Below are 26,993 nucleotides of genomic sequence, written 5' to 3' on the forward strand. Positions count from 1 at the left end.
AGTATGATTTTAAAACGTCTAATTAGGTCAGTTTTACCAATAAAAAAAGTCCATTTGCTAGTGCAAATGGACTTTATAAGCATTGGTTAGTTAATAATCTTGCTTATCTTTTTGTAATTGTAAACTCAGATCTACGAGATAATTCATATTCTGCAGGTGTACATTTTTTAGCCTTACAATCTACAACAGGATTTGCTTCTCCGCGTCCTGCAGCTGAAAGCCTAGAACCGTCAATTCCCTGAGATTTTACATACTCAATAATGCTATTAGCACGTCTTTCTGTAAGCGCTAAGTTGTAAGAATCAGAACCTCTAATATCAGCATAAGTTTCTGCCATTACTTCTAGAGTTGGATACTTTTTCATTAAACCTACTAAGCGATCTAATTCAAGTGCAGCATCTGGACGTATGTTAGACTTATCTAAATCAAAATAAATTTTATTAAGAATAATCTTGTCTTCTACGATTTCTGGTTCTGGTGTCATCATAACTTCTACCATGGCAGTTTCTTCTTCAGCAACAGATAATGTTGCTTCACCGCTTTCGTATTTGTCTTTTGCTCCTCTTGCAGTAAGCTCAAGGTTACAGTCAGTTTTGAAAACTGCCATACCATTTGCATCAGTAGTTTGTCCTGGCATGCTGTTTCCAGCATCGTCTTGCAAAGAAACTATTGCACCTGATATAGGCATTCCTGTTTCAGAATCAACTGCCTTAACCGTAACCGCAACTTCACAAACCTCAATTTTTTCTACTTGGTAAATATCGTCACCACCTTGTCCACCTTTACGGTTAGAAGACAGATAACCTTTTCCTGTAGCTTCAGAATAACTAAAACCGAAATCGTCTAAAGGGCTATTAATCGGAGAGCCCATATTAGTCACCTTTCCGTCTTTATATTTAAATACATCAAGACCTCCAAGACCTAAGTGGCCGTTACTTGAAAAGTAAAGTGTCCCATCGTCTGCAATATACGGGAAAGAATCATCTCCTGATGTATTTACAGTAGGTCCTAAATTTACTGGATTAGAGATTTTACCATCTTTGAGTGTAGCTTTATAAATATCAGTCCCACCTTGTCCACCTGGTGCTTCACTGGCAAAAAAGATTGCTTTTCCATCTTTAGTAATAGAAGGATGACCTACACCATATTCTTTAGATTCTAAAGAAGTAGTTGCGACATCTCTCCATTCTCCACCAGCATTTAAGGCTCTATAAATATTTAATTTACTTTCTCCATCAGATGCTTTTTCATAATCTCCTTTAAAATAATCTACTCGTGTAAAGAACATGTATTTATTATCTGGTGTAATATCTAAGGTACCTTCATGGTATTTAGTATTTACCTCTCCTTCTAAAAGTTCAGGCTTACTAACTACACCAGCTTCATCAATAGTTGCTACATAAATATCAAGGTATGGCTGCTTATTCCAACTGTAATTACCTCTGTTTTCATTACGTGCACTAGAAAAATAAAGTTTATTACCCACTTTAACAGCAGAGAAATCACTAGCCTCGGTATTGAATTTATCTGCCTTTGTAGTAAAGGCATCCTTCATTTCTTGAATTTTCATCAAGTAATTAGGGTTTGCTTTGAATTGCTTTGCACGGTCATCTCCCGGCTTTAAGCTAGCAAACTGCTTCATAATTGTATTAGAAAGATCATATTTTTCCGAAGCCTTTAAAGATTGTGCATAACGATAAAGAGTCTCTGGTTGAGGATCACGTTTCACCGCTCTTGCATAATTTCTTTCGGCGTTTTTAAACTCACTGTTATAGAAGTAAGAATCTCCTAGCCTTGTATAAACATGCTGAGTTCTCACACCATTATTTAATAGCTTCTCATAAGCTTTAGCCGCATCTACGTAACGTAGCTGTTCAAATAATTTATCTGCTTTTGCAGTTTTATCGCTTTGTGCTTGCGCGGACATTGCAACACCAACGAATAATATAAAAAGTATATATAGTTTTTTCATGGTTTGTATTCTTTGCTGTTTTTGAATTAGAAGAAACGTGGTGACTGCATCACTTTACGTGGGAAGTTAAGACCGAAAGATAAAAATACCTCGTGAGAGCTATTAGAAACTACCGAAATGTCAGATACTACTCGGTCATAGGCATAACCTACCTTGATATTATCTGTTACATTCATTCCTATTAAACCACTAAAAGAGTCTTCATAACGGTAAGAAACTCCTACTTCAAATTTATTATTGAATAGTACGTTTGTATTCAAATCAAAACTTACTGGAGAATCAAAAGCTCCTTTTACCAATACGTGTGGCTTTAATTTAATATTATCTGCAACGTCAAATACGTAACCACCAGCAAGAAAGTAATGTTGTGTCTCACTACCGAATTCTAAACCATTTTCATCAAGGTGAGTGCTGTTCAACATATTAGGAACGGAGAAACCAGCATACCAGTTTGTACCGTATAAAAATGCTCCAGCACCTAGATTAAGATAGGTCTCATTAAGTTCTTGTGAAAAAAGTGGATCTCCTGGGACTGTGGTTTGAACAGTATTAAGGTTTACGTCAAAAAACGTTAGACCAGCTTTAAGCCCTAATGCAAGGGTGGTTTTTTCACCTACTTGTAATCGATAAGAAAAGTCTCCGTAAGTATTTGTTTCACCTACTGGACCTATATTATCTGCGATTACAGATAGTCCTACACCTAACCTGTCGCCTATTGATGTACTACCAGAAAGAGTAATAGTTTCAGGAGCTCCGTTTATTCCAGACCATTGTTGTCTGTAGAGAGCAGTGATGTTAAAACCATCTTGGGTACCTGCGTAGGCTGGGTTAATAATATTTTGATTGTACATGTACTGTGTGTACTGAGGATCTTGTTGTGCATGTACTACGCTTGTAGCTGCAAAGGTAATGAAGAGCCCCATTGCAAGTAATTTTCTCATTCTCACAAGGTTAATTTTTAGGTTGTGTTAATAATTTTAGATGGCTAAATATAGCACGAATCTATTTATGATTAATCAATTATTTATGGTTATTCCGCTTTCGCGAAAGCGAAACTACCAAAAATCTAGAAAACTTAATTATTTTAAAAGGATTCTAGAACGGTGAATATATAAAAAATTTAAGCCACATTTGTTTAACATATCCTTAATAGACGAATCGATACGTTTAACGGACAAAAGACGATTAATTTCTACGAAAAACTGCAAATACTGGAAAATGGTCGCTATATCCTCCTTTATAATTTTTACCAACAAAGGTGCGAGCTGGTTGCCCTCGATATTTTCCTTTCCACTGTCGCAACATGATATCGTCAAAGATATCTGCCTTATGAAAATATAAGGAATCTGGGACATCATTATGCAAGCTTTTACTGATTAAAATCTGGTCAAATAAATTCCACTTAAACTGATGATTTAATGAACCACGGTGAAAGTTTTTTAAACCTGCGGTAGGGTTATCAAACCCATTAGGTAAAATTCCTTCTTTTATGCTGTCGTTTTCTGGATCATCATTAAAATCTCCCATGATTATAACATGATGAGAATCGTGAATAGGTAAATTATTTAAGATACGTTTACGCTCTCGATCTACTTTTTCTATATGCTCCATGAGTTGTCTCGCAACCTCAACTCTCTTATTATTTGTAGCTTCTACTCCGTCGCGCCTTGATGGCCAGTGGTTCACATAGATATGAACTGGTGTTCCTGCCAAAATTCCATTTACATATAAAATATCTCTCGTGGTGTCGCGCTCGCCTTGCTCATTTTCTAAAAGAATTTGCAAAGGTTCTGAATGTGATGGCTCAAAAACTCTAGTGTCATAAAGAAAAGCAACATCAATCCCTCTTTCATCTGGACTATTGTAGTGTATAAAGTCGTAATGTCCCTTTTCTAGTTTAGGCTGTTGAATAAGGTCGTTTAAAACTTTTTTGTTTTCAATTTCGGCTAGACCTACGATTGCTGGTAATTTTCCTGTAGACTCAAAACCTATTTTACTTATCGCCTCACTGATTTTTAAAAGCTTTTTTTCATACCTATTTCTCGTCCAGTTTTGACGACCAAACTCTGTAAAATCCTCATCTAAAAAAACATGAGGATCATCAACAACGTCAAACAAGTTTTCTACGTTATAAAAAGCAATGGTGTGTTGTTCAAAAGCGTGAGAAGGTATAGACAATGGTGTGTGTTTTAATCTCCAAAAATAAGTGATAAGTTTCCATGATTGTCCAATTTTGGAATTACCAATTCAAAATCCTAATGTTTTACGCGTGGTCTAAAAAGCCGATAGTTCGATCTATTACTTTTTTATCCAGTAAGTTGTGACCTAATCCTGATGTAAAAAATGTTATAACATCTTCATTATAAGCCACTGCTGTTTCTATATATGTGATAGGACAAACTTTATCATCATGATCATGAATAACTAAAACTGGTTGCTTCACCTCTTTTAAAAAATTTGAGATATTTATTTCGTTTGCATTAACCAAAGTAATATTTCTATTAATATAACTATCCATATTAGCAATCACCTTATCATTTAAGTGCATTATTCTTTTAAAAAATACATAAATAGAATTCATTCCAGCTGGAGCTCCTGTTATGACGTATCGATCAATTGGCAATCTAGGATCTTCTAAGTAAGTATAAGCAGTAACCAATGATCCTAAAGAATGACCTATTACTGCATGCGCTGTTCCTAAAGACTTTAAAAGGTCAGTCAAAAATATTCTATATATCTCAAGATTAAGATTATTTCCTTTACTACGACCATGTCCAGGAGCATCAACTAAATAACAAGAATAGACCTCAAGATCTATTGCTTGTATTGTTTCTCTCCAGCGTTCTGAATTACTTAACCAACCGTGTAAAAAGATTAAATTTTTAGAACCATTTCCATATCGGTAGACAGTAGCCTCATATTTATCATGGTTCAATTTAGTTTCTGTTGCCGCATCGAGAAATTCATTTCCTTTATGTGAAATCTCAATTCTTTGTACTTTACATAATAAGCTAAAGGCTAGCTTTCCATTCCAAGATGGTGCTAAATTTGCTGTTTTATTGAGTACAAACGTTAGTAGCTTTTTCATATTTACAAATACCGATCGGTATCTTTTTGATTAAAAAAATAGTTATATTATTATTTCCTTGTTTATTTTCTTTAAAAAATCGATACACATGGCAATAGCGTCATTATTACGTTCTAGTTTGCTCATCATAATGCCACCTTCTAATGTTGCAATAAATACATGAACCATTTGTTCTACATCTGTATCAGGTTTAATTTGTTTGCGTTTTTTAGCATTTTCCAAAACTCGGCGTAAAGAGGATTTCAAATTCACTAACATTCCAAATGACTGCTGTCTCAACCCAGGATTTGCATCATCACTCTCTACAGCACTATTAAGTAAAGGACAACCTCCTTGATAGGGTGGATTTAATAAATAGTTTTCAAAAAAACTAAAAACGACTTCCATTTTAGCTTCATAGTCTTTAGCTACTTTAATCTCCTTACCTAAAATATCAAACATCGTACGACCCAAACTGCGCAAAGCTTGCTGTTCAAGATCTTCTTTATTATTAAAATGTTTATAGATTGCTCCTTTTGTAAATCCAGTTGCAGTAGTAATATCACTTAAGGATGTCGCCTTATAACCCTTTGTATTGAACAAGTTTGCGCTTTCTTTAAGTATTGTGGCTTTAGTTTGTTCTGGATTTCTCATACAGTAAAGATACCACTTGGTATTTAATCCTCAAAATTAATTATAATAATGTAGTCTACCGTTAATTACAACCTAGGTCAATTATACTTTGATCATCTGCATTAGGAAAGCAATTACCAGATTTTACAGCGTCAGGAACGTAACGTAATAACTCTGCATCATAGAGGCTATTTTCCAAGAAGTAAGTTAGGTCGGCTATTTCTTCTTCTGTAAGCTGGATAGCACCCATCTCTTGTGCAATGTTTGTAGTTGCGTTTTGGTCTTGCAATGTTGACCCATTTTTGTAACGTATCACTTCTTCAATACTTGTAAAAGTAGAACCATGTCCATAAAAAGCAGCGTCACGTAAATTATATAAAGTAGGTGTTTTAAACTTGTAATCATCTGCAGTAGATCCTGTAAAACCACCACGACCTTTTTTCACAGTTTCAAACCCAGTATCATCCAGCACCACAGCATCATTTGAATCGTCAAAGTGTCCAAAACCAAATGCGTGAAACTCTTGATCTTTTAATGCTGGACCGGTATGGCAGTTCATACATTGACCTTTACCAGCAAATAATATAGCACCTCTTTTTTCTTTTTCTGAAAGCGCATCATAGTCTCCTTTAAGATAGTATTGCCATGGAGAACGATTTGCCAATAAAGTTCTATTAAAAGCTGCAATTGCTAAAGCTGCATTTTGCGGCGTGTACCGTTGTGATTCACTTACATTTTCAAAGGCTTTATTAAATAGCCAGCGATAGCCGTTTTCATTTATGAATTCTTCATCAATCTTTAACCTATGCATTTTTTGACCCACGATTCCTTGCGTTTCTAATCCTTGGAAGCCTAAATTGTTCTCTGAAACACCAGCTGTTGCCCATTGTGATTCTGTTCCTGAATTAGGACCAGTTGCACCTAACATACCATTCCATAAAGCTGTTTCTTGATAAGCAACATTTAATAAAGTAGGTGGCCTCACTGGCTGAAGATCTACGGAGTCTAACGGCATACTTAAATCGATTTGTCTTCCTTCTCCCGCAAACCCAAAACCTGTCCCACCTTCTCCTATACCTTGTCTGCGTCCTGCATAAAAACTTGATGCCACTGGATGACAAGTCGCACAAGAATAAGTGGACTCCATTTGACTCATTTTTGGAATACCACCAGTAGCCGTTTCATGAAGTAATAATTGACCCAACGCTACTTTATATGTATTTATAGGGTTTAATGGGTCTTGAGGAATTGCTGCAAAATCATCGCTATCTGGCAGAATAAAGAACGATTTGCCTTGACCATCAGAATTTTGTTCCAGTAATTCTTCTATACGTATATCTAATTCTGATTTTGCCAGTTCATAAGTATCATTATCCTCACAAGAGGTTAAAAACAACAATGATATAAAGCTGATATATAGTAGTTTTCTAATCATATCCAAATGCTAAATTAACAAAAAATTCACAGTCGTGATAGATTTGTGATAATTAATAGATTTACTAGTTCTTACCTTTGTTGAATGATGCACATCCATTATAATCTTAGTGATAATAAAAAACCTGTCCTTCTATTAATTCATGGTTTTTTAGGGAGTATGCAACAATGGGAGCATATAGAGCATCAACTGCTTGTGCACTACTCTATTTTAAAGATTGATTTACCAGGTCATGGATCAAGCCATGAATCTAAGACACCATTTACCGCAGCAGATTTTATCGAAGCCTTAAACTTTATATTAAAGCAGGAACATATAGATAGACTTACTATACTAGGTCATAGTATGGGTGGATATTTAGGTGCCGCTTTCGCGAAAGCGAATCCTAAAAAAATTATATCGCTTATTATGTTGAATAGTATTGCTGGAAAAGATCCTAAAGAAAAAAGACTTCTTAGAGACAGAGCCATACAACTCATTCAAAAGCATAAGGAAGCTTACGTGAGCATGGCGGTAAATAACTTGTTTACTAAAGTTGAATTAGAAGAGTTTAAGGAGCGAATTCATAAAATGAAGATGAAAGCACAAACTATCTCGATAGAAAGTATTGTTCATTCCTTACTATACATGCGAGATAGAGAAAGTTCATTACAAGAATTGAAAAATCTAGATATCAGGGTTATTTACATCTTCAGTTTACAAGATGATATTATAGAACCAGCGCTCATCAAAACGGAATGCGATTATTTAAATATTCAAGGAAAAACAATTGATTGCGGACACATGTCATTGTTAACAAACCCTGCTAATATTCTAGAAAAAATGTATTTCATCGAATAATTATGCGTTTTAGCATTATTTATTAACATTTTGTGTACATTTAGAATCCTAATAATTTAGTAGTATAAATTTCCCCTAAATAGATTTAAATGTCAAATAATTTTTCTCCCTTAAAAGCTGTAGGCTGCTCACTTACAAGACATCATTTTAAAACATCGCGTGTTGTAAATGAACGAATAGAAGAACTATGCTGTTCAAAATGTGGAAAACAAATGACCAAAACTATTTATGGTGATTTCGTTCCTCTTAACGATCGTTATGCACAAATTAATCGTGCGCTAAATGATGTTGCTCAAAAAAGAAAAAGGGCTGGACTTGTACCTGCATAATTAGGACTACCTAATCTTCTTTAAGACTATTCCATCCCATTGCTTTAATGGGGATTTGTTCTCCGCCTCTAGTAACTAAATTCATACCGTAAGAAGCGTCAACTACGTGACCTATTACCGATAGACTAGGGTTTGCTTTAATCTTAGGAAAATCTTCTTGCTTTACTGTAAATAACAGCTCATAATCTTCGCCGCCGCTCAGTGCGATAGTTGTACTGTCAAGATTGAACTCTTCACAGGCGGTAATCACTGTAGGATCTAAAGGTATTTTATCTTCATAAATGGTCATTCCTACCTCACTATGTTTACATAAATGCACAATTTCAGAACTCAAACCATCTGACAAATCAATCATACTCGTAGGTTGTACTTCAAGATCCTCTAGCAATTTTACAATGTCCTTTCTTGCCTCTGGCTTTAATTGTCTTTCTAATAAATAGCTATACGTTTCTATATCTGGCTGATTTTGTGGATTTGCTTTAAAAACCGCTTTCTCTCTTTCCAGTATTTGAAGCCCCATATAGGCGGCTCCTATATCGCCAGAAACTACTAATAGATCTCCATCTCCTGCGCCTTTTCTATAAACTATCTTTTCTTCATTTTGCTCACCTATCGCGGTCACAGAAATAATAAGACCGCTTCTTGAAGCAGTAGTATCACCACCTATTAGATCTACGCCGTATGTTTTACATGCTAGTCGTATTCCATCATACAATTCTTCTACAGCCTCAACAGGAAAACGATTTGAAATAGCAATAGAAACAGTTACCTGAGTCGCCCTGGCATTCATCGCATATACATCTGATAAATTTACCATAACAGACTTATAGCCTAAATGCTTTAATGGAACGTAGCTCAAATCAAAATGAACACCTTCCACAAGCATATCGGTAGTTACTACCGTAAATTGGTCGTGCTTTAAAACAGCAGCATCATCTCCTATTCCTTTGATGGTGGAATCATGAGAAATATCAAAGTTTTTGGTTATAAAATCTATTAAACCAAATTCTCCTAAGTTTTCTATAGGAGTGCGTGCAGGGTTTTTATCTTCTATCATTTTGCAAAACTACAATGATTTCAACTTTTTGAACCGTCTTATTTGTTTACATTATTACATCAACCTATAAAGAATTGTTAAACTATAGGCAATCGATATAGAATAATATGTTTTATAAATAGAATCATTCAAGGTTGACAAATCGCTGTCGTATATTTGTAACCATTTTAAATAAGCTATTTTATATGATAAGTGTATCAGAAACTGCAAAGGTTAAACTCGCTCAACTCATGAGCGAGGAAGGCTATACCATAGGTAAAGACTTTGTACGCGTAGGTGTAAAAAGCGGCGGCTGTAGTGGCCTTTCTTACGATCTCAAATTTGATAATCAATCTGTTGAAACTGATAAGGTTTTTGAAGCAAATAATGTGAAAATTGCTGTGGATAAAAAGAGTTTTCTCTACTTAGTAGGAACTACCTTAGAATTCAGTGGTGGATTAAATGGTAAAGGCTTTGTTTTTAATAATCCTAATGCACAAAGAACTTGCGGTTGTGGAGAATCTTTCAGTTTATAGGGAGATTTTATAAATAACGCTTTCGCGAAAGCGTAATTAAAAAAAATTATGTCAAAATATACAGAAGAACAATTAGAAAAAGAACTCAAAGGAAAAGAGTACGAGTACGGCTTCTATACAGATATTAAATCTGATAAAATACCGATAGGTCTAAGTGAAGAGGTGATTCGCATTATTTCTGCAAAGAAAAATGAACCACAATGGATGCTGGACTGGAGACTGGAATCATACCGTATTTTCATGCAAATGGAAGAGCCAGACTGGTCAAATGTGAGATATGATAAACCAGACCTACAAGCTATTTCTTACTACTCGGCACCTAATTCTAAGCCTAAATATGATAGCCTAGACGAGGTAGACCCTGAATTGTTAGAGACTTTTAAGAAATTAGGTATTTCTCTAGATGAGCAAAAAAAACTAGCTGGTGTTGCAATGGATATCGTGGTAGATTCTGTTTCTGTAGCGACTACTTTTAAGAAAAACCTCGCTGAAAAGGGAATTATTTTCTGTCCTATCTCTGAGGCTATTCAAGAACATCCAGAATTAGTTAAAAAATATTTAGGAACGGTTATCCCACAAAAAGACAATTACTATGCGGCACTAAACAGCGCGGTATTCTCTGATGGCTCTTTTTGCTACATTCCTAAAGGAGTGAAGTGTCCTATGGAACTTTCTACCTACTTCCGTATTAATGAAGGTGGCACAGGGCAATTTGAAAGAACTCTTGTAATTGCAGATGAAGGTAGTTACGTTTCTTATCTAGAAGGATGTACTGCTCCTAGTCGTGATGAAAATCAGTTGCACGCAGCATGTGTGGAGTTAATTGCACTTGACGATGCAGAGATCAAGTATTCTACTGTACAAAACTGGTATCCAGGAAACAGTGAAGGAAAAGGTGGCGTATTTAATTTTGTAACTAAAAGAGGTCTTTGCGAGAAGAATTCAAAGATTTCATGGACTCAAGTAGAAACTGGTAGTGCTGTTACCTGGAAGTACCCTAGCTGTATTCTCAAAGGAGACAATTCTGTAGGAGAATTTTATTCTATAGCGGTAACTAACAACTACCAGCAAGCAGATACAGGAACTAAAATGATACACTTAGGTAAAAACACTAAGTCTACTATCATTTCTAAAGGAATAAGCGCTGGTAAATCTCAAAATTCTTATCGTGGACTGGTTAAGGTAGGACCTCGCGCAACTAATGCCCGCAACTTCTCACAATGTGATAGTTTACTTATGGGTAACGAGTGTGGTGCGCATACTTTTCCATACATAGAAAATAGCAACAGCAGTTCTAAGATTGAACATGAAGCTACAACAAGTAAGATAGGTGAAGATCAAATATTTTACTGTAATCAACGTGGTATAGACACAGAAAAAGCAATCGCACTAATTGTTAATGGTTTTTCTAAAGAGGTGTTAAACAAGCTGCCTATGGAATTTGCTGTAGAAGCACAAAAACTTCTAGAGATAAGCTTAGAAGGTTCCGTAGGATAATATCAAATTTTATCAAACAACATTTTGATTATGAAGCAATTAATTATTTTGAGCTTTTTAGTTTTAAGTCTTATTTCATGTAAAAACGATCAAAACTCTTCGCAAGAAGAAGAGGTAGTGATCAAAGAAATAGAACAAGAACCTCTTGCAGATGGTGAAGAAATCTTCAGAGGTGAGTTTATCTACTATGATGATACTGCTGTTTTAAATACAAGTAGGGAGCTTTACGCGGTAAAAGTAGATGACAAAATGAGGGAACTTGTTGATGTTGCTAAAGCCATAAAAAAATCAGAATACGACATGGCAAATGTTGTGATTCATGGAACATTAGGACCTAATCCACGTCACCTAGAAACTGGTGACGCCTGGGAAGAAATGATTACCATTACTAAAATTATAGAAGTATCTCCAGCAAAAAGCGCTAACGTAATAACGACTGGAAAAACATTAGATATTAAAGAAGTTAAATAACAGATATGTTAAAAATTAAAGATCTTCAAGCAAATATAGAAGGGAAAGAAATCTTAAGAGGTATTAATCTAGAAGTTAATGCTGGCGAGGTGCACGCAATAATGGGACCTAACGGTTCTGGTAAATCTACTCTAGCAAATGTTATCGCTGGACGAGAAGAATATGAAATTACCGGTGGAGAAATTTCATTAGAAGGTGAGGACATAGAAGATTTAGATCCAGAGGAAAGAGCTCATAGAGGTGTTTTTCTCTCTTTTCAATATCCTGTAGAAATTCCTGGAGTATCAGTTACAAACTTCATGAAAACTGCCATTAATGAAACGCGCAAAGCTCAAGGTAAAGATGACATGGCCGCAAAGGACATGCTTAAAATGATACGTGAGAAATCTGAGCTACTAGAAATAGATCGCAAATTCCTTTCTAGATCACTTAATGAAGGGTTTTCTGGTGGAGAGAAAAAACGTAACGAGATTTTTCAAATGGCCATGTTAGAGCCTAAACTTGCTATACTAGATGAAACTGACTCTGGTCTAGACATTGATGCATTGCGCATCGTTGCAAATGGCGTAAATAAACTTAAGACTAAGGATAACGCAACTATAGTAATCACTCACTACCAGCGCCTTCTCGATTATATTGTTCCAGATTACGTACACGTACTATATAATGGTCGTATCGTTAAATCTGGTGGCAAAGAACTGGCACAAGAGTTAGAGAAACGTGGTTATGACTGGATCAAAGAAGAAGTAGAGGCTTAAGAACACTATAATTTTCTAGCTATACTGCTGTCCCTTATTATAAATGAACTTTTTAGTTCGCTTTCGCGAAAGCGAGAAAAAAAATAATTATGAGTTTTAAAGATCATATCCTATCTTCATTCATTGCCCTAGAAAACGAAGTCGATACTAACAGCTACGTGCACAATTTACGTAGTGAGGCGATTAATGAATTTGAAAAATTAGGAATACCTCAACGTAAAGAAGAGACCTATAAGTACACCTCATTAAAATCGGTTTTCAATAAAGAATACAGTCTTTTCCCTAAAAAAGAATCGGCTATTTCTTATAGTGACATCAAGAAATATCTGGTACACCAGATAGATTCTTATCGAGTGATTTTTATTGATGGTATTTACAGCTCGCATTTATCACAAACTACTCACGATAAATTTGATGTTTGTTTGATGTCTAGCGCATTAAATAACCCAAAATATAGTGATGTAATTAAGGAATACTATAATCGTCTTGCTGTTAAAGATGGATTAGTATCATTAAATACCGCATTTGCAAAAGAAGGAGCTTACATCAACATAGGTAAGAATATAGTAGTCGAGAAGCCTATTGAAATTGTTTATTTCTCTACAGGAAATGAAGATCAATTAATGACACAACCACGTAATCTTGTTGTGGCAGGAGAGAATTCTCAAGTTCAAATCATTGAAAGACATCAAAGTTTAAGCGATAATGCAGTTTTAACTAATAGCGTTACTGAAATATTCAGTGCAAAACGTGCTTTAGTTGATTGGTACAAAATCCAAAATGACCATTTAAGCGCTTCACTTATCGACCATACTTTTGTTGAGCAAAAAGATAATTCTGAGGTACGAATTCATACTTTTTCTTTTGGAGGAAAATTAACTCGTAATAACTTGAATTTCTACCAGAGAGGCGAGCACTGTAATTCTGTTCTTAATGGCGTTACTATTATAGAGGGAAAACAGCACGTAGATCATTCTACATTAGTACATCATACTGCTCCTAACTGTGAAAGCTTCCAAGAGTATAAACAGATTTTTGATGAGCGTGCCGTAGGTGTTTTTAACGGTAAAGTTCTTGTAGATAAAATTGCTCAAAAAATTAACGCTTACCAGCAAAACAATAACATTCTTGTAAGTGATACGGCGACTATTAACGCAAAACCTCAACTAGAAATTTTTGCAGATGATGTGAGATGTTCTCATGGTTGTACCATAGGTCAACTAGATGATGAAGCTTTATTTTACATGCAATCTCGTGGAATTCCTAAAAAAGAGGCACGTGCATTATTGATGTTTGCCTTTGCAAATAGTGTATTAGAATCGGTTAAAATTCCAGAAATAAAATCTCGAATAACTAAATTGATAGCTAAAAAATTAGGAGTTGAGATTGGGTTTGACTTGTAAAATGAACTAAAACCACATTTCGAAGTCCTCAATTCTTGTTCTAGTTTCATAAGCGAGGACTGAGGTTCTCGAAGTCCGATTTTTAATATTTGAAAATGCCTTTTCTTGTAGATAGGGCATTTTTTATTTCTCTACAATTATAAGCTTCAAATAGCTACTCGTACTTAGAAGCAGGAAGCGCCATTGCTTGGGAATAATTCTTAAGACGACTCTTTTTATAATCTGCTTTTGCCTTTTCTAGTTGACCTAATTGTTCATAACAGTAACCGCGACTGTACTCTGCTTTACCATCAGTAAAAGCGTTTGCTTTTATGACTTTAGTGAGACTCTTGATTGCTTCTTCATAATTCTTTTGAACAAGATCAATAATTCCTATATTTTGGATGGAAAGATAATCTTTAGGATTAGTTATAAGAATTTCCTCAAATACATCTTTTGCCTTATCATAATCCTGAGTAGCAAAATAATCAAATGCCTCTTGATGTTTTGCCTTCACTTCTTTATCGGTCAAATAGGATTTAAACTTTAGTTTATCTAGAACTTCTTTCTTTGCTTCTAGAAGTTTTATACTTGAAGGGTTATAGGCAATTCCTGTATCTAATACTTTTAATAAAAGTTCACTGTTGCCAGTGTAATCATAAACAGTATTTGCTTTTGATTGCCATTCATTAACATCTGCAAAATTATATTTTGTATAAATGTTCATAATGCGCATGATACTGGCAGTATCCTTTTCTTTTCTATAGATTTTTTTTAGAAGATTATAGTTGGTTTTAAAAGAAGGATAAATATCAAAAACATCTTCTGAATAGTGCTTAGCACTATCAATTTTATCATAAATATTTAAATATATCTCTGATTTGAAGGATTTTACCAGTAAAGCATCTTTGTTAACAGTATTAGACCTGTTTAGAATCTCTAAAGCTTCCTCGTATTTCTTTTCCTTAATCGCATAATTAGCTAAATATACATTGTTAGCTGTCCCTACATAGCTTAATTCTGGATAGTTTATCCATTGTTCTTTAATACTTTGATAAGTATTATTCAATTTTTGATCTGTAAATAATCTTTTCCCTTTTAAATCTTCCATCATTGAGCGTTGTAATTGATAGGAATTTAATACCGCATAATTTGATGCTATAGATGAAAAAGTACACAAAAAAAGTATCAAAATTAATGGTACATGATATACAGACTTTGTTTTTGACACAACCTCATCATTCTTTTTGAAATTAATCAGAATGAATATAACAATTATCGAAAAAAGTAACTGTATTGGGGCTCTTTCCAGAGGGAAATTAAAAAAAGCATCAACCAAATATGCAGAAGTAGCTAAAAAAATTGAAATATATAAAAAACGTCTTTCAAATTGTTTCTCTTTTATTAAAATACGGATTATTAAAATTAAAGGGTACAGTAAAAGTATCGCATATAATAAAAACCCAATGACACCTGTCTCTGCAAGTTTTTCGAAGAGATCGTTATGAGCTCTTCTTGGGTTTTTGAAAACACCAACTCTAGCGCTTCTATAGTATTCTTTTTTAGCGGTAGCTTTATAATTTCCGTAACCTATTCCTAATAACGGATTGTGTTTAAAATTTCTATAAGCTAAGTTCCATAGTGAAATTCTTGCTTCAGCGAAATTATTTGGTCGGCCTACACCTTCTAAATCGGCTACTAAATGACTAAGATTTTCATCATCTTCCTGAAGTTTAATTGAATCTTCATAATTTTCCTTTGATATTAAAATAAAAATATCAGTGAAACTATTAGAGCTATTGTTGTCAAGTCTATTGACATTTAAAACCATTATTAGTGATAAAATCGGTAAAAGCAATAATAACAAAGCTTCTTTTTTTATACCTATTTTTAATTTTATTAAACCATGTAACGTAGTTATTATAAGAAATATGTATATGATAAATAATGATAAAAGAGCGGCTCTTGATCCAACAAAAATCAAAGCATATGTGGTTAAAAATAAGGAAACTATAGCCGCATATTTCCAAATTTTCTTAAAAAAGTATGAACCATATATTGCGAATGGTAATTGAATAACAATAAAAGCGGTGTATATATTACCGTTAGAAAAAGAATGAGGTAAAGCATTGATAAAATTTTGCGTTCTGGGGCTTTCATAATTGCCAAGACTATAAGAAAAAGCTTTCCAACTATAGAACAGCAACAATAAAACAGTTATTTTACAAAAAAAATCAAAAAAGCCTTTAGGGTTCAGTCTTATAAAAACATAAAGGCAGTACATAGCCACGATCATACTTACTAATCGAGCAAGTTGGACTAAACTTTCACTCACATTTATTGCAGTAATAATTGATAAGCAACTAATAAAGAAAAAACCTAGATAAACTAAAAAAAATATTTTTATATGCTTAGGAATAATAAATACTTTAAAGTCCTCCTTGTTTTTGAAAATAAAAACTAGCGATACTGCATTTAATAACGATACGTACAACCATTCTGGCGCATCATAATCTACTGCTCCGAATAAGGGTACAAAACTTACCAATAAATAAAGTAAAACTAAAACATATGAAATAGTATGTGCAGAAGTCGTTGGTACTTTCAACTGAGAAGGCTTTTTATTCTTTTGCATCATTAAGTAATTTGGAGATGTTGTATTTTATATGAAGCAAATTAAGTGAAAATCTTGGAATCAGTAATTTAGTTTGAAAAAATAGTTTTTATCATTTTAAAGACAGCATATATTGAATTAGCTAGTTGATTTTTTGAATTATAATTCTATAAGAATATCTAGCAACACTTTAACAATGTCTTCACGCCTAGATCGTACCTTTGCAAGTATGCTAGACATCAAGAAAATAAGAGCAGATTTCCCGATTCTCAATAGAGAGGTAAATGGTCGTCCATTGATCTATTTTGATAATGCAGCCACTTCTCAAAAGCCTATTCAGGTAATTGATAAGATCGTGGAGTATTACACTATGTACAATGCAAATATTCATCGTGGAGTACATGCTTTAAGTCAGGAGGCAACAGATCTTTTTGAACAATCTCGTGGAAAAATTAGAGCCTTTTTTAATATTCCATTAGCAAAACAAGTCATCTTCACTTCTGGAAACACTCACTCTATAAATGCCGTCGCAAGTGGCGCACATGTTTTTGTAAAAAAAGGTGATGAAGTAATAGTGAGCGCTGTAGAACATCATTCTAATATCGTTCCATGGCAAATGCTTTGCGAGCGAGTAGGTGCCACACTTAAAGTCATTCCTGTTCTAGATAACGGTCAATTGGATATGGAGGCATATCATAAATTGCTTAATGATAAAACAGCTTTTGTAGTAGTAAATCATGTTTCTAACGCACTAGGAGTTACTAATCCTGTTAAAGAAATAATTGACGCTGCTCATGAGTTTGATGCCATGACACTTATAGATGGTGCACAATCTTGTGGACACATGAAGTTAGATCTTCAAGCACTCAATGCCGATTTCTACACCATGTCTGGACATAAAATGTGCGGTCCTACAGGTATAGGAGTATTATATGGGAAAGAAGAAGCCTTGAACGCTTTGCCTCCATATCAAGGTGGTGGCGAGATGATAGATCAAGTGACTTTTGAAAAAACAACTTACGCAGGTTTACCACATAAATTTGAAGCGGGAACACCTAACATTGCTGGTGGGATCGCTCTAGGTGCTGCCGTAGATTACCTTAATCACGTCGGTATGGATAACATCGCAGCTTATGAACATGAGTTGCTGGTTTATGGAACAGAGCAAATAAAAACTATTCCCGGCGCAACTATTTATGGAGATGTAACTGACAAAGCTGCGGTAATTAGTTTTAATGTAGCAAGCTTACATCCTTATGATATAGGAACTATTGTAGATAAGCTAGGAGTTGCAGTAAGAACTGGACACCACTGTGCGCAACCAGTTATGGAGCGGTTTGAAATCCCTGGAACGATAAGAGCTAGTTTTGCATTTTACAATACAAAAGAAGAAATTGATGTTATGGTACAAGCTTTGCAACGTGCTGTAAATATGTTATCTTAACATATAAATCCTTAAACCGACTATTATGAAATTAGTTACTATATTTTTCAGCTTATTACTACTTACTGCCACTAAAGAATGTGGTTCTGATAAAACAGCTGATGCAAGCGAAATGAAAAAAGAAATTACCGAAAACATGAATGGAAGCTATGATGTTACAATGGTAGGTGATAATGACTACTCTGAATACGATATTACTATGAACATAGACATGGGTAAAGAGAATAAAATTTCTGGGAAGTCTGCTTGTAACAACTACTCTGGAAGTTTTAAAAATCCAAAAGAGAATCAAGTAGAAATGGGTATGATGATGAGTACAAAAATGTACTGTAAAGAAACCTCTCAAATAGAAAGCGACTACTTAGGCCATCTTTCAAAAGTTGCTTCTGTAAATCCTACTAAGAATGGAATGGAACTTATGAATAAAGAAGGTGAAGTAATCATAGTCGCTATAAAACAAAAATAACAATGGCAAGTATTCAAGAAATACAAGAAGAAATAGTGGAAGAGTTTTCCATGTTTGACGACTGGATGCAACGTTATGAATACATGATCGATTTAGGTAAAAGTTTACCTCTTATTGATGAAGAATTAAAGACAGAAGATCGCATCATTAAAGGTTGCCAGTCTAAAGTATGGGTAAACGCAGCGCTAGAAAGTGATAAAATTGCTTTCACTGCAGACAGTGATGCTATCATTACAAAAGGAATTATCGCAATTCTAATTAGAGCATGGTCTGGACAGAAACCAGCAGATATTATCGCTGCAAATACTGATTTTATAGACGAGATAGGACTTAAAGAGCATCTTTCCCCTACTCGTGCAAATGGACTCGTTTCCATGATCAAACAATTAAAAATGTATGCAGTGGCATATCAAACTCAATTAAACTAAGATGGACGAAATCAACGGTCAAGAAATAGGAGAAAAAGTAGTAAGAGTTCTTAAAACCATCTACGATCCAGAAATTCCAGTAGATATCTACGAGCTAGGACTTATTTATGATGTAATGGTAAGCAGCGATGCAGATGTGAAAATTCTCATGACACTTACCTCGCCTAATTGCCCTGTTGCCGAAACGTTACCTGTGGAAGTAGAGGAAAAAGTAAAGACACTCAAAGAAGTAAATGATGCAGAGGTTGAGATAACTTTTGATCCACCATGGAATAAAGATTTGATGAGTGAAGAGGCAAAACTAGAACTAGGAATGCTATAAAAATGGCTGAAGAAATTATCAATCGAGTTGCAAACTCTAAGTTAAAAACTTTTGACTTAGAAGATTTTTACGTGCCAGGACCACGCACCTCGATAGACATATCTAAGTGGTTGCTAGAAGGTATTGTGCTGGTAGAATCCCGCTTTCGCGAAAGCTTAAAAACAACAGACTTCTCGATTTATAAAGATCATTATGTAGTTATAAATTGTAGCACAGACGCTATCATACCGCAATGGGCGTGGATGCTTGTGCAAAGTCAGCTTCATGGAATTGCTAAAAAAGTTGTGGTAGGCACTCAAGAGCAACTAGAAACAGAATTGTACAGAGAAGTTATTTCTAACTTAGATGTAAGTGAATTCAAAGACATTCCGATGATTGTAAAAGGTTGTTCTAATAAACCAGTTCCTGTCGCTGCATATGCGATGATAACAGATAAGCTTCAAAGCGTTGCAAAGTCTATTATGTATGGTGAAGCATGCTCTGCCGTTCCTGTATTTAAGAAGAAAAAGCAACTTTCTTAGTCATTATGTCAGCTCAAATTACTGAAATTGCTGTGGCACATTCCTTGAAAACAATATTTTATATTTCGAGAATGATCTCGTAATTACAAGCAACTCTATTTATGTCATTTTTCGGCTATATCGCTATATTTTTTGTTCTTAGATGGATTTATAGCGCCTTCTTTAATGATAGCAATTCACAACAAAGAAGAACTTATTCTGGTGGAAGTCCTTATCAGCGCAGTACCAGCGTTAGTCCAGAAGACTTTGAACTACACCTATTATCTCTGACCTCTTTAATTATAAAGGCAGATGGTAAAGTCACCCAAAGAGAACTAGACTATGTACGACAATATTTCGTTAGCTCTTATGGAAAAGAAAGAGCAAACGCCATATTTAAAGTTTTTAATGAAGTTGTTAAAAAGCGAGAAGTAAGTGCAGCACGTATCTGTAACTATCTTAACGCACGAACTCGTTACGAGTCTCGATTGCAAATTCTTCATTTTCTATTTGGCATCGCTCAAGCAGATGGTCATGTTAGTGATCCTGAAGTTAGAATAATTCAGCAAATTGCAGGTTATTTGAGGCTTACAGAGCGAGATTTTATCTCTATAAAAGCAATGTTTGTAAAGGATCAAGATAATGCCTACAAGATCCTTGAAATTGATAAGTCTGTACCAGATCATGAAGTAAAAAAGGCCTATCGAACTATGGCCAAAAAATACCATCCTGATAAACTTATGGACATGGATGAGGCGTACAGAAAAGGTGCTGAAGAGAAGTTTACAAAAGTCCAAGAAGCTTATGAAACAGTGCGCAAAGAGCGCGGAATGAGTTAGATGATCTCACTTGAACGCTATTAGGTTTTTATAAATTGTATCTTTGATATATGAAGTCTTCCATCAATAAAATTATCATAAAGGCATTGCAACCCTTTCACCCTAAAGAAATAGCAGTTTTTGGCTCCTATTCTCGTGGAACAAATTCTGCAACTAGCGATATAGATATTGTAGTGTCTTTTATGAACCGAATATCATTATTTGATATAGGTAAGATTTACGATGTTTTTGAAACTAAGTATAATTTGAAAATTGATCTCGTTCAAAAAGAAGCCATGAGTCCAGAGTTTGAAAAATCAATTTCTCAAGATCTAAAGTATATTTATAAAAGTGTCTAGCGATTTTCACAAATTACAAAGTGCTCTCAAATCAATTCTCAAAATTGAATACTATACTAAAGATGTCACTTTTGAAGAATTCATTGATAATGAAGAAAAAGCAGACGCTACCTTAATTCATTTTGTAAATTTAGGCGAGCGTCTTTCTAGTCTATCAGAAGGTTTTCAAAAGCAACATGAGCAATTACCCTATTCAGAGTCTAGACAAATGAGAAATTTCATCGCTCATCAATACGATGCCATCCATAAAGTAACTATTTGGGAAACCATACAGAATGAACTACCGAAACTTAAAAATGAAATTCAAAAACTTCTTCAAGAAATAAATGAATCAAAGTAGCCTAGAAAACCCATACCTAAAAGGACAAGTACTTCTCATAGATAAACCACTGGAATGGTCTTCCTTCCAAGTCGTAAATAAACTGCGCTGGTTGATTAGAAAAGAATATAAAATAAAAAAGATTAAGGTAGGGCATGCAGGCACTTTAGATCCTTTGGCAAGCGGTTTATTAATTATTTGTACCGGTAAGGAAACAAAAAATATTACCACCTATCAAGCTCAAGAAAAAGAATATACCGGAACTATAACTCTAGGAGCAACAACACCTAGTTATGATCTAGAAACAGAGGTAGATCGTACTTTCCCGCTAGATGACTTAACGGAAGATTTGATACGTAAAACAACTACACAGTTTACTGGAGAAATACAGCAAAAGCCACCTATTTTCTCAGCAATTAAAAAAGATGGTAAAAGACTCTATGAGCTAGCAAGAGCCGGAGAAACTACTGAAATAAAATCTCGCACAGTCACTATTCATGATTTTGAAATTACAAGGATAGAACTTCCAGAAGTAGATTTTAAGATCTCGTGTAGCAAAGGAACTTACATAAGATCCATTGCGCATGATTTTGGTGCTGCATTGAACAACGGAGGTCATTTAACCGCTTTGAGAAGAACTGCAATCGGTAATTATCGAGTAGAAAATGCAATGAGTATTAAAAGCTTTGAAGAGTTAGTAAAATCAGACTCTAAAAAAGTATAGTTTAATTAGAAATTAAATTTTACAGGGATACTTAAACTATCTACCACAGGAACGGTAAAGTTAATCGCTCCTTTACCTACATTTATAGAACCATCATATTTTACATCTACTTTCTGACTGGCTAGAATTTGTAAAGCGGCTCCTAAAACACCTTTTCCCTTCTCACCATAAATGTCCTTAGGATTTACAGAAGCTCTGATAGGAAAATCAAATTCAGAATTTGCAGGCATTTCCACATTTTCATTTTGATCAATAATAGCCGATTTCTTCCCATTCAGATAAACGTCAAAGTCTGCTTCTTTTAAATTAAGACCAACACTATTTGGGTTATAAAGTACACAAGTAGCTGCTATTTCTAGCTTTGTGGCCGAAACTTTCTCCAGATTTGCATCCTTGATTTCTACAAAAACAATATCATCATAAGGATTTTCACATGCTGAGAAACCGATTAAAACAAGCAGTAGAAGAAGCTTTTTCATGAAAAATGGTTTCAGCAAATATAAAATCTTCTGCTTAAGAAACTAGGTTTAGTGTAACTGTAGTTCCCACTTCAACAGCTTTATTTGATTTAAAAAACACCTCTTTTCCATCCTTTAATCCTAAAATTAAAAAATCCTTTCCTTGATAAAAGGACTGCTTTACCTCAACATCAAATCCAGATGTAGCTCGCTCTAACTGATGCGGATAAAGAATCAAATCATGTTCTTTCCCCAGCCACTCTTTTGGAATGTCATTTACCTCATCAAACAGCGATGCTGTGTATAAACTCTTAGGCTTAGAATAAACTTTATTTGTAGCTCTATAATCAACTATTTCACCCTTTCTCATGATGATCGTGTTATGACAAAATGATAATACATCATCACGATCATGTGTAGCAACTAGACAGCTTATATTATTCTTAGTGAGATAATCAAAAAGTCTTCTACGTAAAGCGTTTTTTCTAAAATTATCAATATGGGAAAAAGGCTCATCAAGAAGTAATAGTTTTGGTTCCTGTGCCAGCGCTTTTGCGATAGCTACACGTTGTTTTTGACCACCAGAAAGCGTTTTTACTTTTCTTTCCTTAAAATCACTCATGTCCACTACATCTAGCAACTCTTCAATACGCTTTGTACGATCGTCTATTTGAATAGAAAGATGTTCTCCCACGTTTTCAAAAACTGTGGTAAAAGGCATTAAATCAAATTCCTGCGGCACGTATTTCATCATGGGGTGCCCAGGCACTAAATGATGATCAGCTCCTAGCAATTCTTCATCTTCCCATTTTACACTGCCCTTTTGTGATTGTAATAAACCATAAATAACGTCTAGCAATGTGCTTTTCCCGCAGCCGCTTTCTCCTATCACAGCAGCGTGTGTGCCCTGCTCTAGTTTTAAAGAAATATTTTTTAAGGTTTCCGCTTTCGCGAAAGCGAAACTAATATCAAGCAACTCTAACATAATACAAAGGTAGCGAGTGAAAGACTTGTGTATCCTTAAAATGTTACGAAATTATGTCTACTAAAAAACCCATGCCGTAAGACATGGGTTTTAATAAGCTATGGAGGTATTTTACATCTTTACTTTAGCACTTGCTTCTGGAAGTTGCTCGTAGCCCATATTATATAGGCCAAATCCATAAATGTCTGTCCATTCCTGGATCTGTTGCTCTGTAGATTTACCAGCGCCGTGACCAGCGTCGGTTTCTATTCTGATTAAAGTAGGAGCGTCACCAGCTTGTTTTTCTTGCAACTCTGCAGCAAACTTGAAAGAATGAGCAGGAACAACTCTGTCATCATGATCTCCAGTAGTTACCATCGTTGCTGGATAAGAAACACCTTCTTCAATGTTGTGTAGCGGAGAATACCCTTTAAGGTATTCAAACATTTCTGGACTATCCTCTGCAGTTCCGTAATCGTAAGACCATCCTGCACCTGAGGTAAATTTGTTATAACGCAGCATGTCTAAAACACCTACCGCTGGAAACGCCACTCCTGCAAGATCAGGACGTTGTGTCATTGTTGCTCCCACGAGTAGTCCACCATTTGAGCCTCCTTGAATGGCAAGGTGCTTTGTATCTGTATACTTATTTTCTTTAAGCCATTCTCCTGCTGCAATAAAGTCATCAAATACGTTTTGTTTTTGCATTTTAGTACCTGCATCATGCCATTTTTTACCATATTCACCACCACCGCGTAGGTTTGCAACAGCATAAACGCCGCCCATTTCCATCCATGCAGCTCTTGTAACAGAAAAACCTGGATTTAATGAGATGTTAAAACCTCCGTAACCATAAAGTATGGTTGGGTTTTTACCATTAAGAGCAATTCCTTTTTTATAAGAAATGATCATTGGGATTTGAGTACCATCTTTTGAAGTATAAAAAACTTGTTTGCTTTCATAGTCTTCACTATTGAACTTGATATTAGGCTTGCGGTACAGCTCTGAAGTTCCTTCTTTGATATTATATAAATAAGTACTTCCTGGAGTCGTATAGTTTGTAAAGCTGTAGTATAAAGTTTCATCTTCTTCTTTTGCTCCAAAACCTCCTACATTACCTATTCCTGGTAGTTTTACTTCTCTTACTAATTCACCATTATAATCATATTGTTTCACTTGAGAAACGGCATCTACCATGTACTCCGTAAAAATGTATCCGCCACCAGTGGAAGGCGAAAGAACGTGCTCGGTCTCTGGAATAACATCTTTCCAAGTGTCTTGGGCTGGGTTAGAGAAGTCAGTTGTTATAATGCGTCTATTAGGTGCGTTATAATCTGTAACTAACCACAATTTACTGCCTTCATTGTGAATAAGATAGGTATTGGTATCAAAGTTATCTACTACCGCTACTAATGGTGCGTTTTTGACATTTAATTCTTTCATCCACAATTTACCGCCATTTGTAGCTGTACTACCAGAAATAACAAGGTACTTTTGATCATCTGTTACTCCACCGCCTACATATCTATATTTCTCATTTGGGTTATCACCAAAAATAACTTCATCCTCACTTTGCGGTGTTCCTAATTTATGATAGTATAATTTGTGCCTGTCAGTCATTGCGCTTAACTCGCTTCCATCAGGTTTATCATAGCTAGAATAATAAAACCCTTCATTTCCTTTCCATGACATTCCTGAGAATTTTACATCTACAATAGTATCGCCTACCTGCTTCATAGAGTTGACATCTAGAACAATGATCTTGCGCCAGTCGCTTCCTCCTTCACTTATAGAATAAGCAAATAGAGAACCATCTTTAGTAAAACTAGTTCCTCCTAAAGAAGTTGTACCTTCTTTACTAAAAGTATTCGGATCAAGAAAAACTTCAGCTGTTTCTGGATCGCTATCTTTCAAATATCTATAAATGACATATTGATTTTGCAGCCCGTTATTTTTATAAAAATAGGCGTAATCTCCTTCAATAAAAGGTGCACCTACTTTCTCATAATTCCATAAATTAGTAAGTCTATCTTTGATCTCGTCCCTGTATGAAATTTGAGAAAGGAATTCTTGCGTTGTTTTATTTTGACTTTTAACCCATTCACCAGTTTCCTCGCTACGATCATCTTCTAGCCATCGATAAGGATCTGCTACTTCTACTCCATGATACACATCTACGGTATCCACTTTTTTAGTTTGCGGATAAGTCATCGCCATATTAACTTGTTTTTTTTCATCTTCTTTACAAGAAATCAATACTAATAGAGCTGCTGCTCCGTAAAATAATTTTTTCATAATTATCGTTTTAGAAATTTGGAGTTTACCTGACCTTTATCGGTTTTAATCTGAGCAATATAAATTCCCGACTTGAACTTATAAGTAGAGATATTAGATTCTTTGCTATTTAACACCATACGTCCTTGAAGATCATAAATTGTTACAGATTCCAGCAATAAGTCTGTTTGAACTTCTAATACTTCAGTGAGATTGTTATGAAATAATTGAACCTGTAGTTGCTCTTCGATTGTTATTTCACTTAAAACGGTATCTGTATATCTAAATACACCAAGATTATTAAACGAATCACTAAAACTACCGCTATAACCTACCCTATCATTAAAAAAAGCACAATCTACATGTTGATCAGTATCTATATTTATCCAGGTCACTCCATCATCTAAGGAATATGAACTTCCTGCAAGATTGACGTCACCACCAGTACTTACCATGTGAAACGTATTAGGTATGTAAGAAATAGCACCTCCATAAGGTGTTCCTGTTCCTGAAAACACCACTCCATTCCAAGTTTGACCACTGTCAGTAGATTTGTAAATATTTCCTGCGTTATCTTGTATTACTCCACGATCTGACGTTGCAAAAGAAATATCACCAAAAATAGTTGTGCCTCCAAAATCGCTTAAAGGTGACTGGTATGCATTCCAGGTCATACCTCTATTTGCTGAATGTATGATACGTCCAGCACTTGTAGTAAACCAAATATTATCACCTAAATGAGCAAATTGAGCTAGGTAACCAAATTCATTTGCTAGCGGTGCTGGCAAGCTTGCTGATGGAATTCTTGTGTAAGTTGCGCCGCCATCATTGGAGCTATAAATCTCCCAATATCCATTGGCTGGATCTCCTATAGCTAGACCGTTGTTAGCGTCAAAATAATGAACAATATTTGGGAAGCTTGTTGCATTATTAAATGAAGCACCGGTTTGCTGGGTCCAGGTCATACCAGCATCTGTTGTTTTCCAGATCCCACCTTGTTGTCCAGCAAGTCTAGGGTAAGCAGCTACAAATGCTGTATTAGAATCAATTCCACTGACATCTGCAATTCCTAAGTCTGGATCTCCTAGAGCAAATGAGCCGGCAGTCCATGTCAATCCAGCGTCATCAGTTTTAGAAAAAATTTGTACATTATTTGCTGTATTGATACCATCATAACCTATAGCCCAAGCAACGTTTGCATCGACTACGTGAAACTTACTTAGACCAGTTTGTCCTGCAGTAAAGCCAGAATAAGTTTCTGTCCAAAACTGAGCATTACAAAAGACACTAAAGGATATAAATAAACTAATGAGTATATTTTTAATCATAACATAGCATTTGGCTTGT

28 protein-coding genes are annotated in these 26,993 nt (G+C 35.0%); 16 read left to right on the forward strand and 12 right to left on the reverse strand.

What is annotated here, in order from left to right:
• Positions 1 to 103 precede the first annotated feature (103 nt).
• From DDD_RS06155 to DDD_RS06180, 6 genes are all read right to left on the reverse strand, one after another.
• Complete coding sequence (locus DDD_RS06155) at positions 104 to 1,972, reverse strand: OmpA family protein (RefSeq protein WP_041566982.1); 1,869 nt, start codon at positions 1,970 to 1,972, stop codon at positions 104 to 106.
• 26 nt (positions 1,973 to 1,998) lie between these two features.
• A complete protein-coding gene (locus DDD_RS06160) occupies positions 1,999 to 2,913 on the reverse strand; it encodes a PorP/SprF family type IX secretion system membrane protein (RefSeq protein ID WP_041566983.1) in 915 nt (304 codons plus the stop codon).
• 244 nt (positions 2,914 to 3,157) lie between these two features.
• Positions 3,158 to 4,150: an endonuclease/exonuclease/phosphatase family protein gene (locus DDD_RS06165; protein ID WP_015361928.1), complete on the reverse strand. Its 993-nt coding sequence runs from the start codon at positions 4,148 to 4,150 to the stop codon at positions 3,158 to 3,160.
• A gap of 85 nt (positions 4,151 to 4,235) precedes the next feature.
• Positions 4,236 to 5,060, reverse strand: coding sequence for an alpha/beta fold hydrolase (locus DDD_RS06170; protein ID WP_015361929.1), 825 nt, complete (start codon positions 5,058 to 5,060; stop codon positions 4,236 to 4,238).
• A gap of 42 nt (positions 5,061 to 5,102) precedes the next feature.
• On the reverse strand, positions 5,103 to 5,693 hold the full coding sequence (locus DDD_RS06175; RefSeq protein WP_015361930.1) for a TetR/AcrR family transcriptional regulator: 591 nt from the start codon (positions 5,691 to 5,693) through the stop codon (positions 5,103 to 5,105).
• A 61-nt stretch (positions 5,694 to 5,754) separates the two neighbouring features.
• Positions 5,755 to 7,107 (reverse strand): cytochrome-c peroxidase, encoded by a 1,353-nt coding sequence (locus tag DDD_RS06180; RefSeq protein ID WP_041566984.1) that lies wholly within the window; start codon positions 7,105 to 7,107, stop codon positions 5,755 to 5,757.
• Positions 7,108 to 7,191: 84 nt separating this feature from the next.
• Here DDD_RS06180 and DDD_RS06185 point away from each other — a divergent pair, with 84 nt between their 5' ends.
• Together DDD_RS06185 and DDD_RS17840 are read left to right on the forward strand one after the other, a co-directional pair.
• Complete coding sequence (locus DDD_RS06185; protein WP_041566985.1) at positions 7,192 to 7,947, forward strand: alpha/beta fold hydrolase; 756 nt, start codon at positions 7,192 to 7,194, stop codon at positions 7,945 to 7,947.
• Positions 7,948 to 8,036: 89 nt separating this feature from the next.
• A complete protein-coding gene (locus tag DDD_RS17840) occupies positions 8,037 to 8,276 on the forward strand; it encodes a hypothetical protein (protein WP_111474644.1) in 240 nt (79 codons plus the stop codon).
• 10 nt (positions 8,277 to 8,286) lie between these two features.
• Here the strand turns inward: DDD_RS17840 and thiL are convergent, their stop codons facing one another.
• Complete coding sequence (gene thiL, locus DDD_RS06190; RefSeq protein WP_015361934.1) at positions 8,287 to 9,333, reverse strand: thiamine-phosphate kinase; 1,047 nt, start codon at positions 9,331 to 9,333, stop codon at positions 8,287 to 8,289.
• Between the two features lie 185 nt (positions 9,334 to 9,518).
• On the opposite strand from thiL, the gene DDD_RS06195 reads away from it, so the two are divergent.
• The 5 genes from DDD_RS06195 (at position 9,519) to sufD (ending at position 13,977) form a co-directional block, all read left to right on the forward strand.
• Positions 9,519 to 9,848 (forward strand): HesB/IscA family protein, encoded by a 330-nt coding sequence (locus DDD_RS06195; protein WP_015361935.1) that lies wholly within the window; start codon positions 9,519 to 9,521, stop codon positions 9,846 to 9,848.
• Between the two features lie 48 nt (positions 9,849 to 9,896).
• Positions 9,897 to 11,345: a Fe-S cluster assembly protein SufB gene (sufB, locus tag DDD_RS06200; protein ID WP_015361936.1), complete on the forward strand. Its 1,449-nt coding sequence runs from the start codon at positions 9,897 to 9,899 to the stop codon at positions 11,343 to 11,345.
• Between the two features lie 30 nt (positions 11,346 to 11,375).
• Positions 11,376 to 11,816 carry a hypothetical protein gene (locus tag DDD_RS06205; protein ID WP_015361937.1) on the forward strand — a complete coding sequence of 147 codons (441 nt, stop codon included), beginning with the start codon at positions 11,376 to 11,378 and terminating at the stop codon, positions 11,814 to 11,816.
• A 5-nt stretch (positions 11,817 to 11,821) separates the two neighbouring features.
• Complete coding sequence (sufC, locus tag DDD_RS06210) at positions 11,822 to 12,574, forward strand: Fe-S cluster assembly ATPase SufC (protein ID WP_015361938.1); 753 nt, start codon at positions 11,822 to 11,824, stop codon at positions 12,572 to 12,574.
• Positions 12,575 to 12,663: 89 nt separating this feature from the next.
• Positions 12,664 to 13,977, forward strand: a complete 1,314-nt coding sequence (gene sufD / locus DDD_RS06215; RefSeq protein WP_015361939.1) for a Fe-S cluster assembly protein SufD — start codon at positions 12,664 to 12,666, stop codon at positions 13,975 to 13,977.
• A gap of 154 nt (positions 13,978 to 14,131) precedes the next feature.
• Here the strand turns inward: sufD and DDD_RS06220 are convergent, their stop codons facing one another.
• Positions 14,132 to 16,591: an O-antigen ligase family protein gene (locus DDD_RS06220; RefSeq protein WP_158441678.1), complete on the reverse strand. Its 2,460-nt coding sequence runs from the start codon at positions 16,589 to 16,591 to the stop codon at positions 14,132 to 14,134.
• A gap of 208 nt (positions 16,592 to 16,799) precedes the next feature.
• Here DDD_RS06220 and DDD_RS06225 point away from each other — a divergent pair, with 208 nt between their 5' ends.
• The 9 genes from DDD_RS06225 to truB all read left to right on the forward strand — a co-directional run bounded on the left by DDD_RS06225 (position 16,800) and on the right by truB (position 21,950).
• On the forward strand, positions 16,800 to 18,014 hold the full coding sequence (locus DDD_RS06225; RefSeq protein ID WP_041567355.1) for an aminotransferase class V-fold PLP-dependent enzyme: 1,215 nt from the start codon (positions 16,800 to 16,802) through the stop codon (positions 18,012 to 18,014).
• 25 nt (positions 18,015 to 18,039) lie between these two features.
• Entirely contained in the window at positions 18,040 to 18,480 is a 441-nt protein-coding gene (locus DDD_RS06230; protein WP_015361942.1) for an META domain-containing protein, read from the forward strand.
• A 2-nt stretch (positions 18,481 to 18,482) separates the two neighbouring features.
• Positions 18,483 to 18,908: a SufE family protein gene (locus tag DDD_RS06235; RefSeq protein ID WP_015361943.1), complete on the forward strand. Its 426-nt coding sequence runs from the start codon at positions 18,483 to 18,485 to the stop codon at positions 18,906 to 18,908.
• Between the two features lies 1 nt (position 18,909).
• Positions 18,910 to 19,230: an iron-sulfur cluster assembly protein gene (locus tag DDD_RS06240; protein ID WP_015361944.1), complete on the forward strand. Its 321-nt coding sequence runs from the start codon at positions 18,910 to 18,912 to the stop codon at positions 19,228 to 19,230.
• Between the two features lie 2 nt (positions 19,231 to 19,232).
• Positions 19,233 to 19,751 carry a DUF2480 family protein gene (locus DDD_RS06245; RefSeq protein WP_015361945.1) on the forward strand — a complete coding sequence of 173 codons (519 nt, stop codon included), beginning with the start codon at positions 19,233 to 19,235 and terminating at the stop codon, positions 19,749 to 19,751.
• Positions 19,752 to 19,852: 101 nt separating this feature from the next.
• Complete coding sequence (locus DDD_RS06250) at positions 19,853 to 20,569, forward strand: molecular chaperone DjiA (protein WP_015361946.1); 717 nt, start codon at positions 19,853 to 19,855, stop codon at positions 20,567 to 20,569.
• A 50-nt stretch (positions 20,570 to 20,619) separates the two neighbouring features.
• Positions 20,620 to 20,907, forward strand: a complete 288-nt coding sequence (locus tag DDD_RS06255) for a nucleotidyltransferase family protein (protein ID WP_015361947.1) — start codon at positions 20,620 to 20,622, stop codon at positions 20,905 to 20,907.
• Positions 20,900 to 21,247 carry a HepT-like ribonuclease domain-containing protein gene (locus tag DDD_RS06260; protein ID WP_015361948.1) on the forward strand — a complete coding sequence of 116 codons (348 nt, stop codon included), beginning with the start codon at positions 20,900 to 20,902 and terminating at the stop codon, positions 21,245 to 21,247. Before DDD_RS06255 ends, DDD_RS06260 begins: the two co-directional genes overlap by 8 nt.
• Positions 21,234 to 21,950 carry a tRNA pseudouridine(55) synthase TruB gene (gene truB / locus DDD_RS06265; RefSeq protein WP_015361949.1) on the forward strand — a complete coding sequence of 239 codons (717 nt, stop codon included), beginning with the start codon at positions 21,234 to 21,236 and terminating at the stop codon, positions 21,948 to 21,950. Before DDD_RS06260 ends, truB begins: the two co-directional genes overlap by 14 nt.
• 5 nt (positions 21,951 to 21,955) lie before the next feature.
• On the opposite strand, the gene DDD_RS06270 is transcribed toward truB, so the two are convergent.
• The 4 genes from DDD_RS06270 to DDD_RS06285 form a co-directional block, all read right to left on the reverse strand.
• Positions 21,956 to 22,429 (reverse strand): LEA type 2 family protein, encoded by a 474-nt coding sequence (locus DDD_RS06270; protein WP_015361950.1) that lies wholly within the window; start codon positions 22,427 to 22,429, stop codon positions 21,956 to 21,958.
• Positions 22,430 to 22,463: 34 nt separating this feature from the next.
• Positions 22,464 to 23,393: an ABC transporter ATP-binding protein gene (locus DDD_RS06275; protein WP_015361951.1), complete on the reverse strand. Its 930-nt coding sequence runs from the start codon at positions 23,391 to 23,393 to the stop codon at positions 22,464 to 22,466.
• 111 nt (positions 23,394 to 23,504) lie between these two features.
• On the reverse strand, positions 23,505 to 25,667 hold the full coding sequence (locus tag DDD_RS06280; protein ID WP_015361952.1) for a prolyl oligopeptidase family serine peptidase: 2,163 nt from the start codon (positions 25,665 to 25,667) through the stop codon (positions 23,505 to 23,507).
• 2 nt (positions 25,668 to 25,669) lie between these two features.
• Positions 25,670 to 26,974 (reverse strand): T9SS type A sorting domain-containing protein, encoded by a 1,305-nt coding sequence (locus tag DDD_RS06285; RefSeq protein WP_015361953.1) that lies wholly within the window; start codon positions 26,972 to 26,974, stop codon positions 25,670 to 25,672.
• Positions 26,975 to 26,993 lie beyond the last annotated feature (19 nt).

It is taken from the genome of Nonlabens dokdonensis DSW-6, assembly GCF_000332115.1.
Taxonomy (GTDB): domain Bacteria; phylum Bacteroidota; class Bacteroidia; order Flavobacteriales; family Flavobacteriaceae; genus Nonlabens; species Nonlabens dokdonensis.

Excerpts from the sequence above, each read along its gene's own strand:
- DDD_RS06155 (WP_041566982.1), bottom strand. The coding sequence starts at position 1,972 with ATGAAAAAACTATATATACTTTTTATATTATTCGTTGGTGTTGCAATG.
- DDD_RS06160 (WP_041566983.1), bottom strand. The coding sequence starts at position 2,913 with ATGAGAAAATTACTTGCAATGGGGCTCTTCATTACCTTTGCAGCTACA.
- DDD_RS06170 (WP_015361929.1), bottom strand. The coding sequence starts at position 5,060 with ATGAAAAAGCTACTAACGTTTGTACTCAATAAAACAGCAAATTTAGCA.
- DDD_RS06175 (WP_015361930.1), bottom strand. The coding sequence starts at position 5,693 with ATGAGAAATCCAGAACAAACTAAAGCCACAATACTTAAAGAAAGCGCA.
- DDD_RS06180 (WP_041566984.1), bottom strand. The coding sequence starts at position 7,107 with ATGATTAGAAAACTACTATATATCAGCTTTATATCATTGTTGTTTTTA.
- DDD_RS06185 (WP_041566985.1), top strand. The coding sequence starts at position 7,192 with ATGATGCACATCCATTATAATCTTAGTGATAATAAAAAACCTGTCCTT.
- DDD_RS17840 (WP_111474644.1), top strand. The coding sequence starts at position 8,037 with ATGTCAAATAATTTTTCTCCCTTAAAAGCTGTAGGCTGCTCACTTACA.
- thiL (WP_015361934.1), bottom strand. The coding sequence starts at position 9,333 with ATGATAGAAGATAAAAACCCTGCACGCACTCCTATAGAAAACTTAGGA.
- DDD_RS06195 (WP_015361935.1), top strand. The coding sequence starts at position 9,519 with ATGATAAGTGTATCAGAAACTGCAAAGGTTAAACTCGCTCAACTCATG.
- sufB (WP_015361936.1), top strand. The coding sequence starts at position 9,897 with ATGTCAAAATATACAGAAGAACAATTAGAAAAAGAACTCAAAGGAAAA.
- DDD_RS06205 (WP_015361937.1), top strand. The coding sequence starts at position 11,376 with ATGAAGCAATTAATTATTTTGAGCTTTTTAGTTTTAAGTCTTATTTCA.
- sufC (WP_015361938.1), top strand. The coding sequence starts at position 11,822 with ATGTTAAAAATTAAAGATCTTCAAGCAAATATAGAAGGGAAAGAAATC.
- sufD (WP_015361939.1), top strand. The coding sequence starts at position 12,664 with ATGAGTTTTAAAGATCATATCCTATCTTCATTCATTGCCCTAGAAAAC.
- DDD_RS06220 (WP_158441678.1), bottom strand. The coding sequence starts at position 16,591 with ATGCAAAAGAATAAAAAGCCTTCTCAGTTGAAAGTACCAACGACTTCT.
- DDD_RS06225 (WP_041567355.1), top strand. The coding sequence starts at position 16,800 with ATGCTAGACATCAAGAAAATAAGAGCAGATTTCCCGATTCTCAATAGA.
- DDD_RS06230 (WP_015361942.1), top strand. The coding sequence starts at position 18,040 with ATGAAATTAGTTACTATATTTTTCAGCTTATTACTACTTACTGCCACT.
- DDD_RS06235 (WP_015361943.1), top strand. The coding sequence starts at position 18,483 with ATGGCAAGTATTCAAGAAATACAAGAAGAAATAGTGGAAGAGTTTTCC.
- DDD_RS06240 (WP_015361944.1), top strand. The coding sequence starts at position 18,910 with ATGGACGAAATCAACGGTCAAGAAATAGGAGAAAAAGTAGTAAGAGTT.
- DDD_RS06245 (WP_015361945.1), top strand. The coding sequence starts at position 19,233 with ATGGCTGAAGAAATTATCAATCGAGTTGCAAACTCTAAGTTAAAAACT.
- DDD_RS06250 (WP_015361946.1), top strand. The coding sequence starts at position 19,853 with ATGTCATTTTTCGGCTATATCGCTATATTTTTTGTTCTTAGATGGATT.
- DDD_RS06255 (WP_015361947.1), top strand. The coding sequence starts at position 20,620 with ATGAAGTCTTCCATCAATAAAATTATCATAAAGGCATTGCAACCCTTT.
- truB (WP_015361949.1), top strand. The coding sequence starts at position 21,234 with ATGAATCAAAGTAGCCTAGAAAACCCATACCTAAAAGGACAAGTACTT.
- DDD_RS06270 (WP_015361950.1), bottom strand. The coding sequence starts at position 22,429 with ATGAAAAAGCTTCTTCTACTGCTTGTTTTAATCGGTTTCTCAGCATGT.
- DDD_RS06275 (WP_015361951.1), bottom strand. The coding sequence starts at position 23,393 with ATGTTAGAGTTGCTTGATATTAGTTTCGCTTTCGCGAAAGCGGAAACC.
- DDD_RS06280 (WP_015361952.1), bottom strand. The coding sequence starts at position 25,667 with ATGAAAAAATTATTTTACGGAGCAGCAGCTCTATTAGTATTGATTTCT.
- DDD_RS06285 (WP_015361953.1), bottom strand. The coding sequence starts at position 26,974 with ATGATTAAAAATATACTCATTAGTTTATTTATATCCTTTAGTGTCTTT.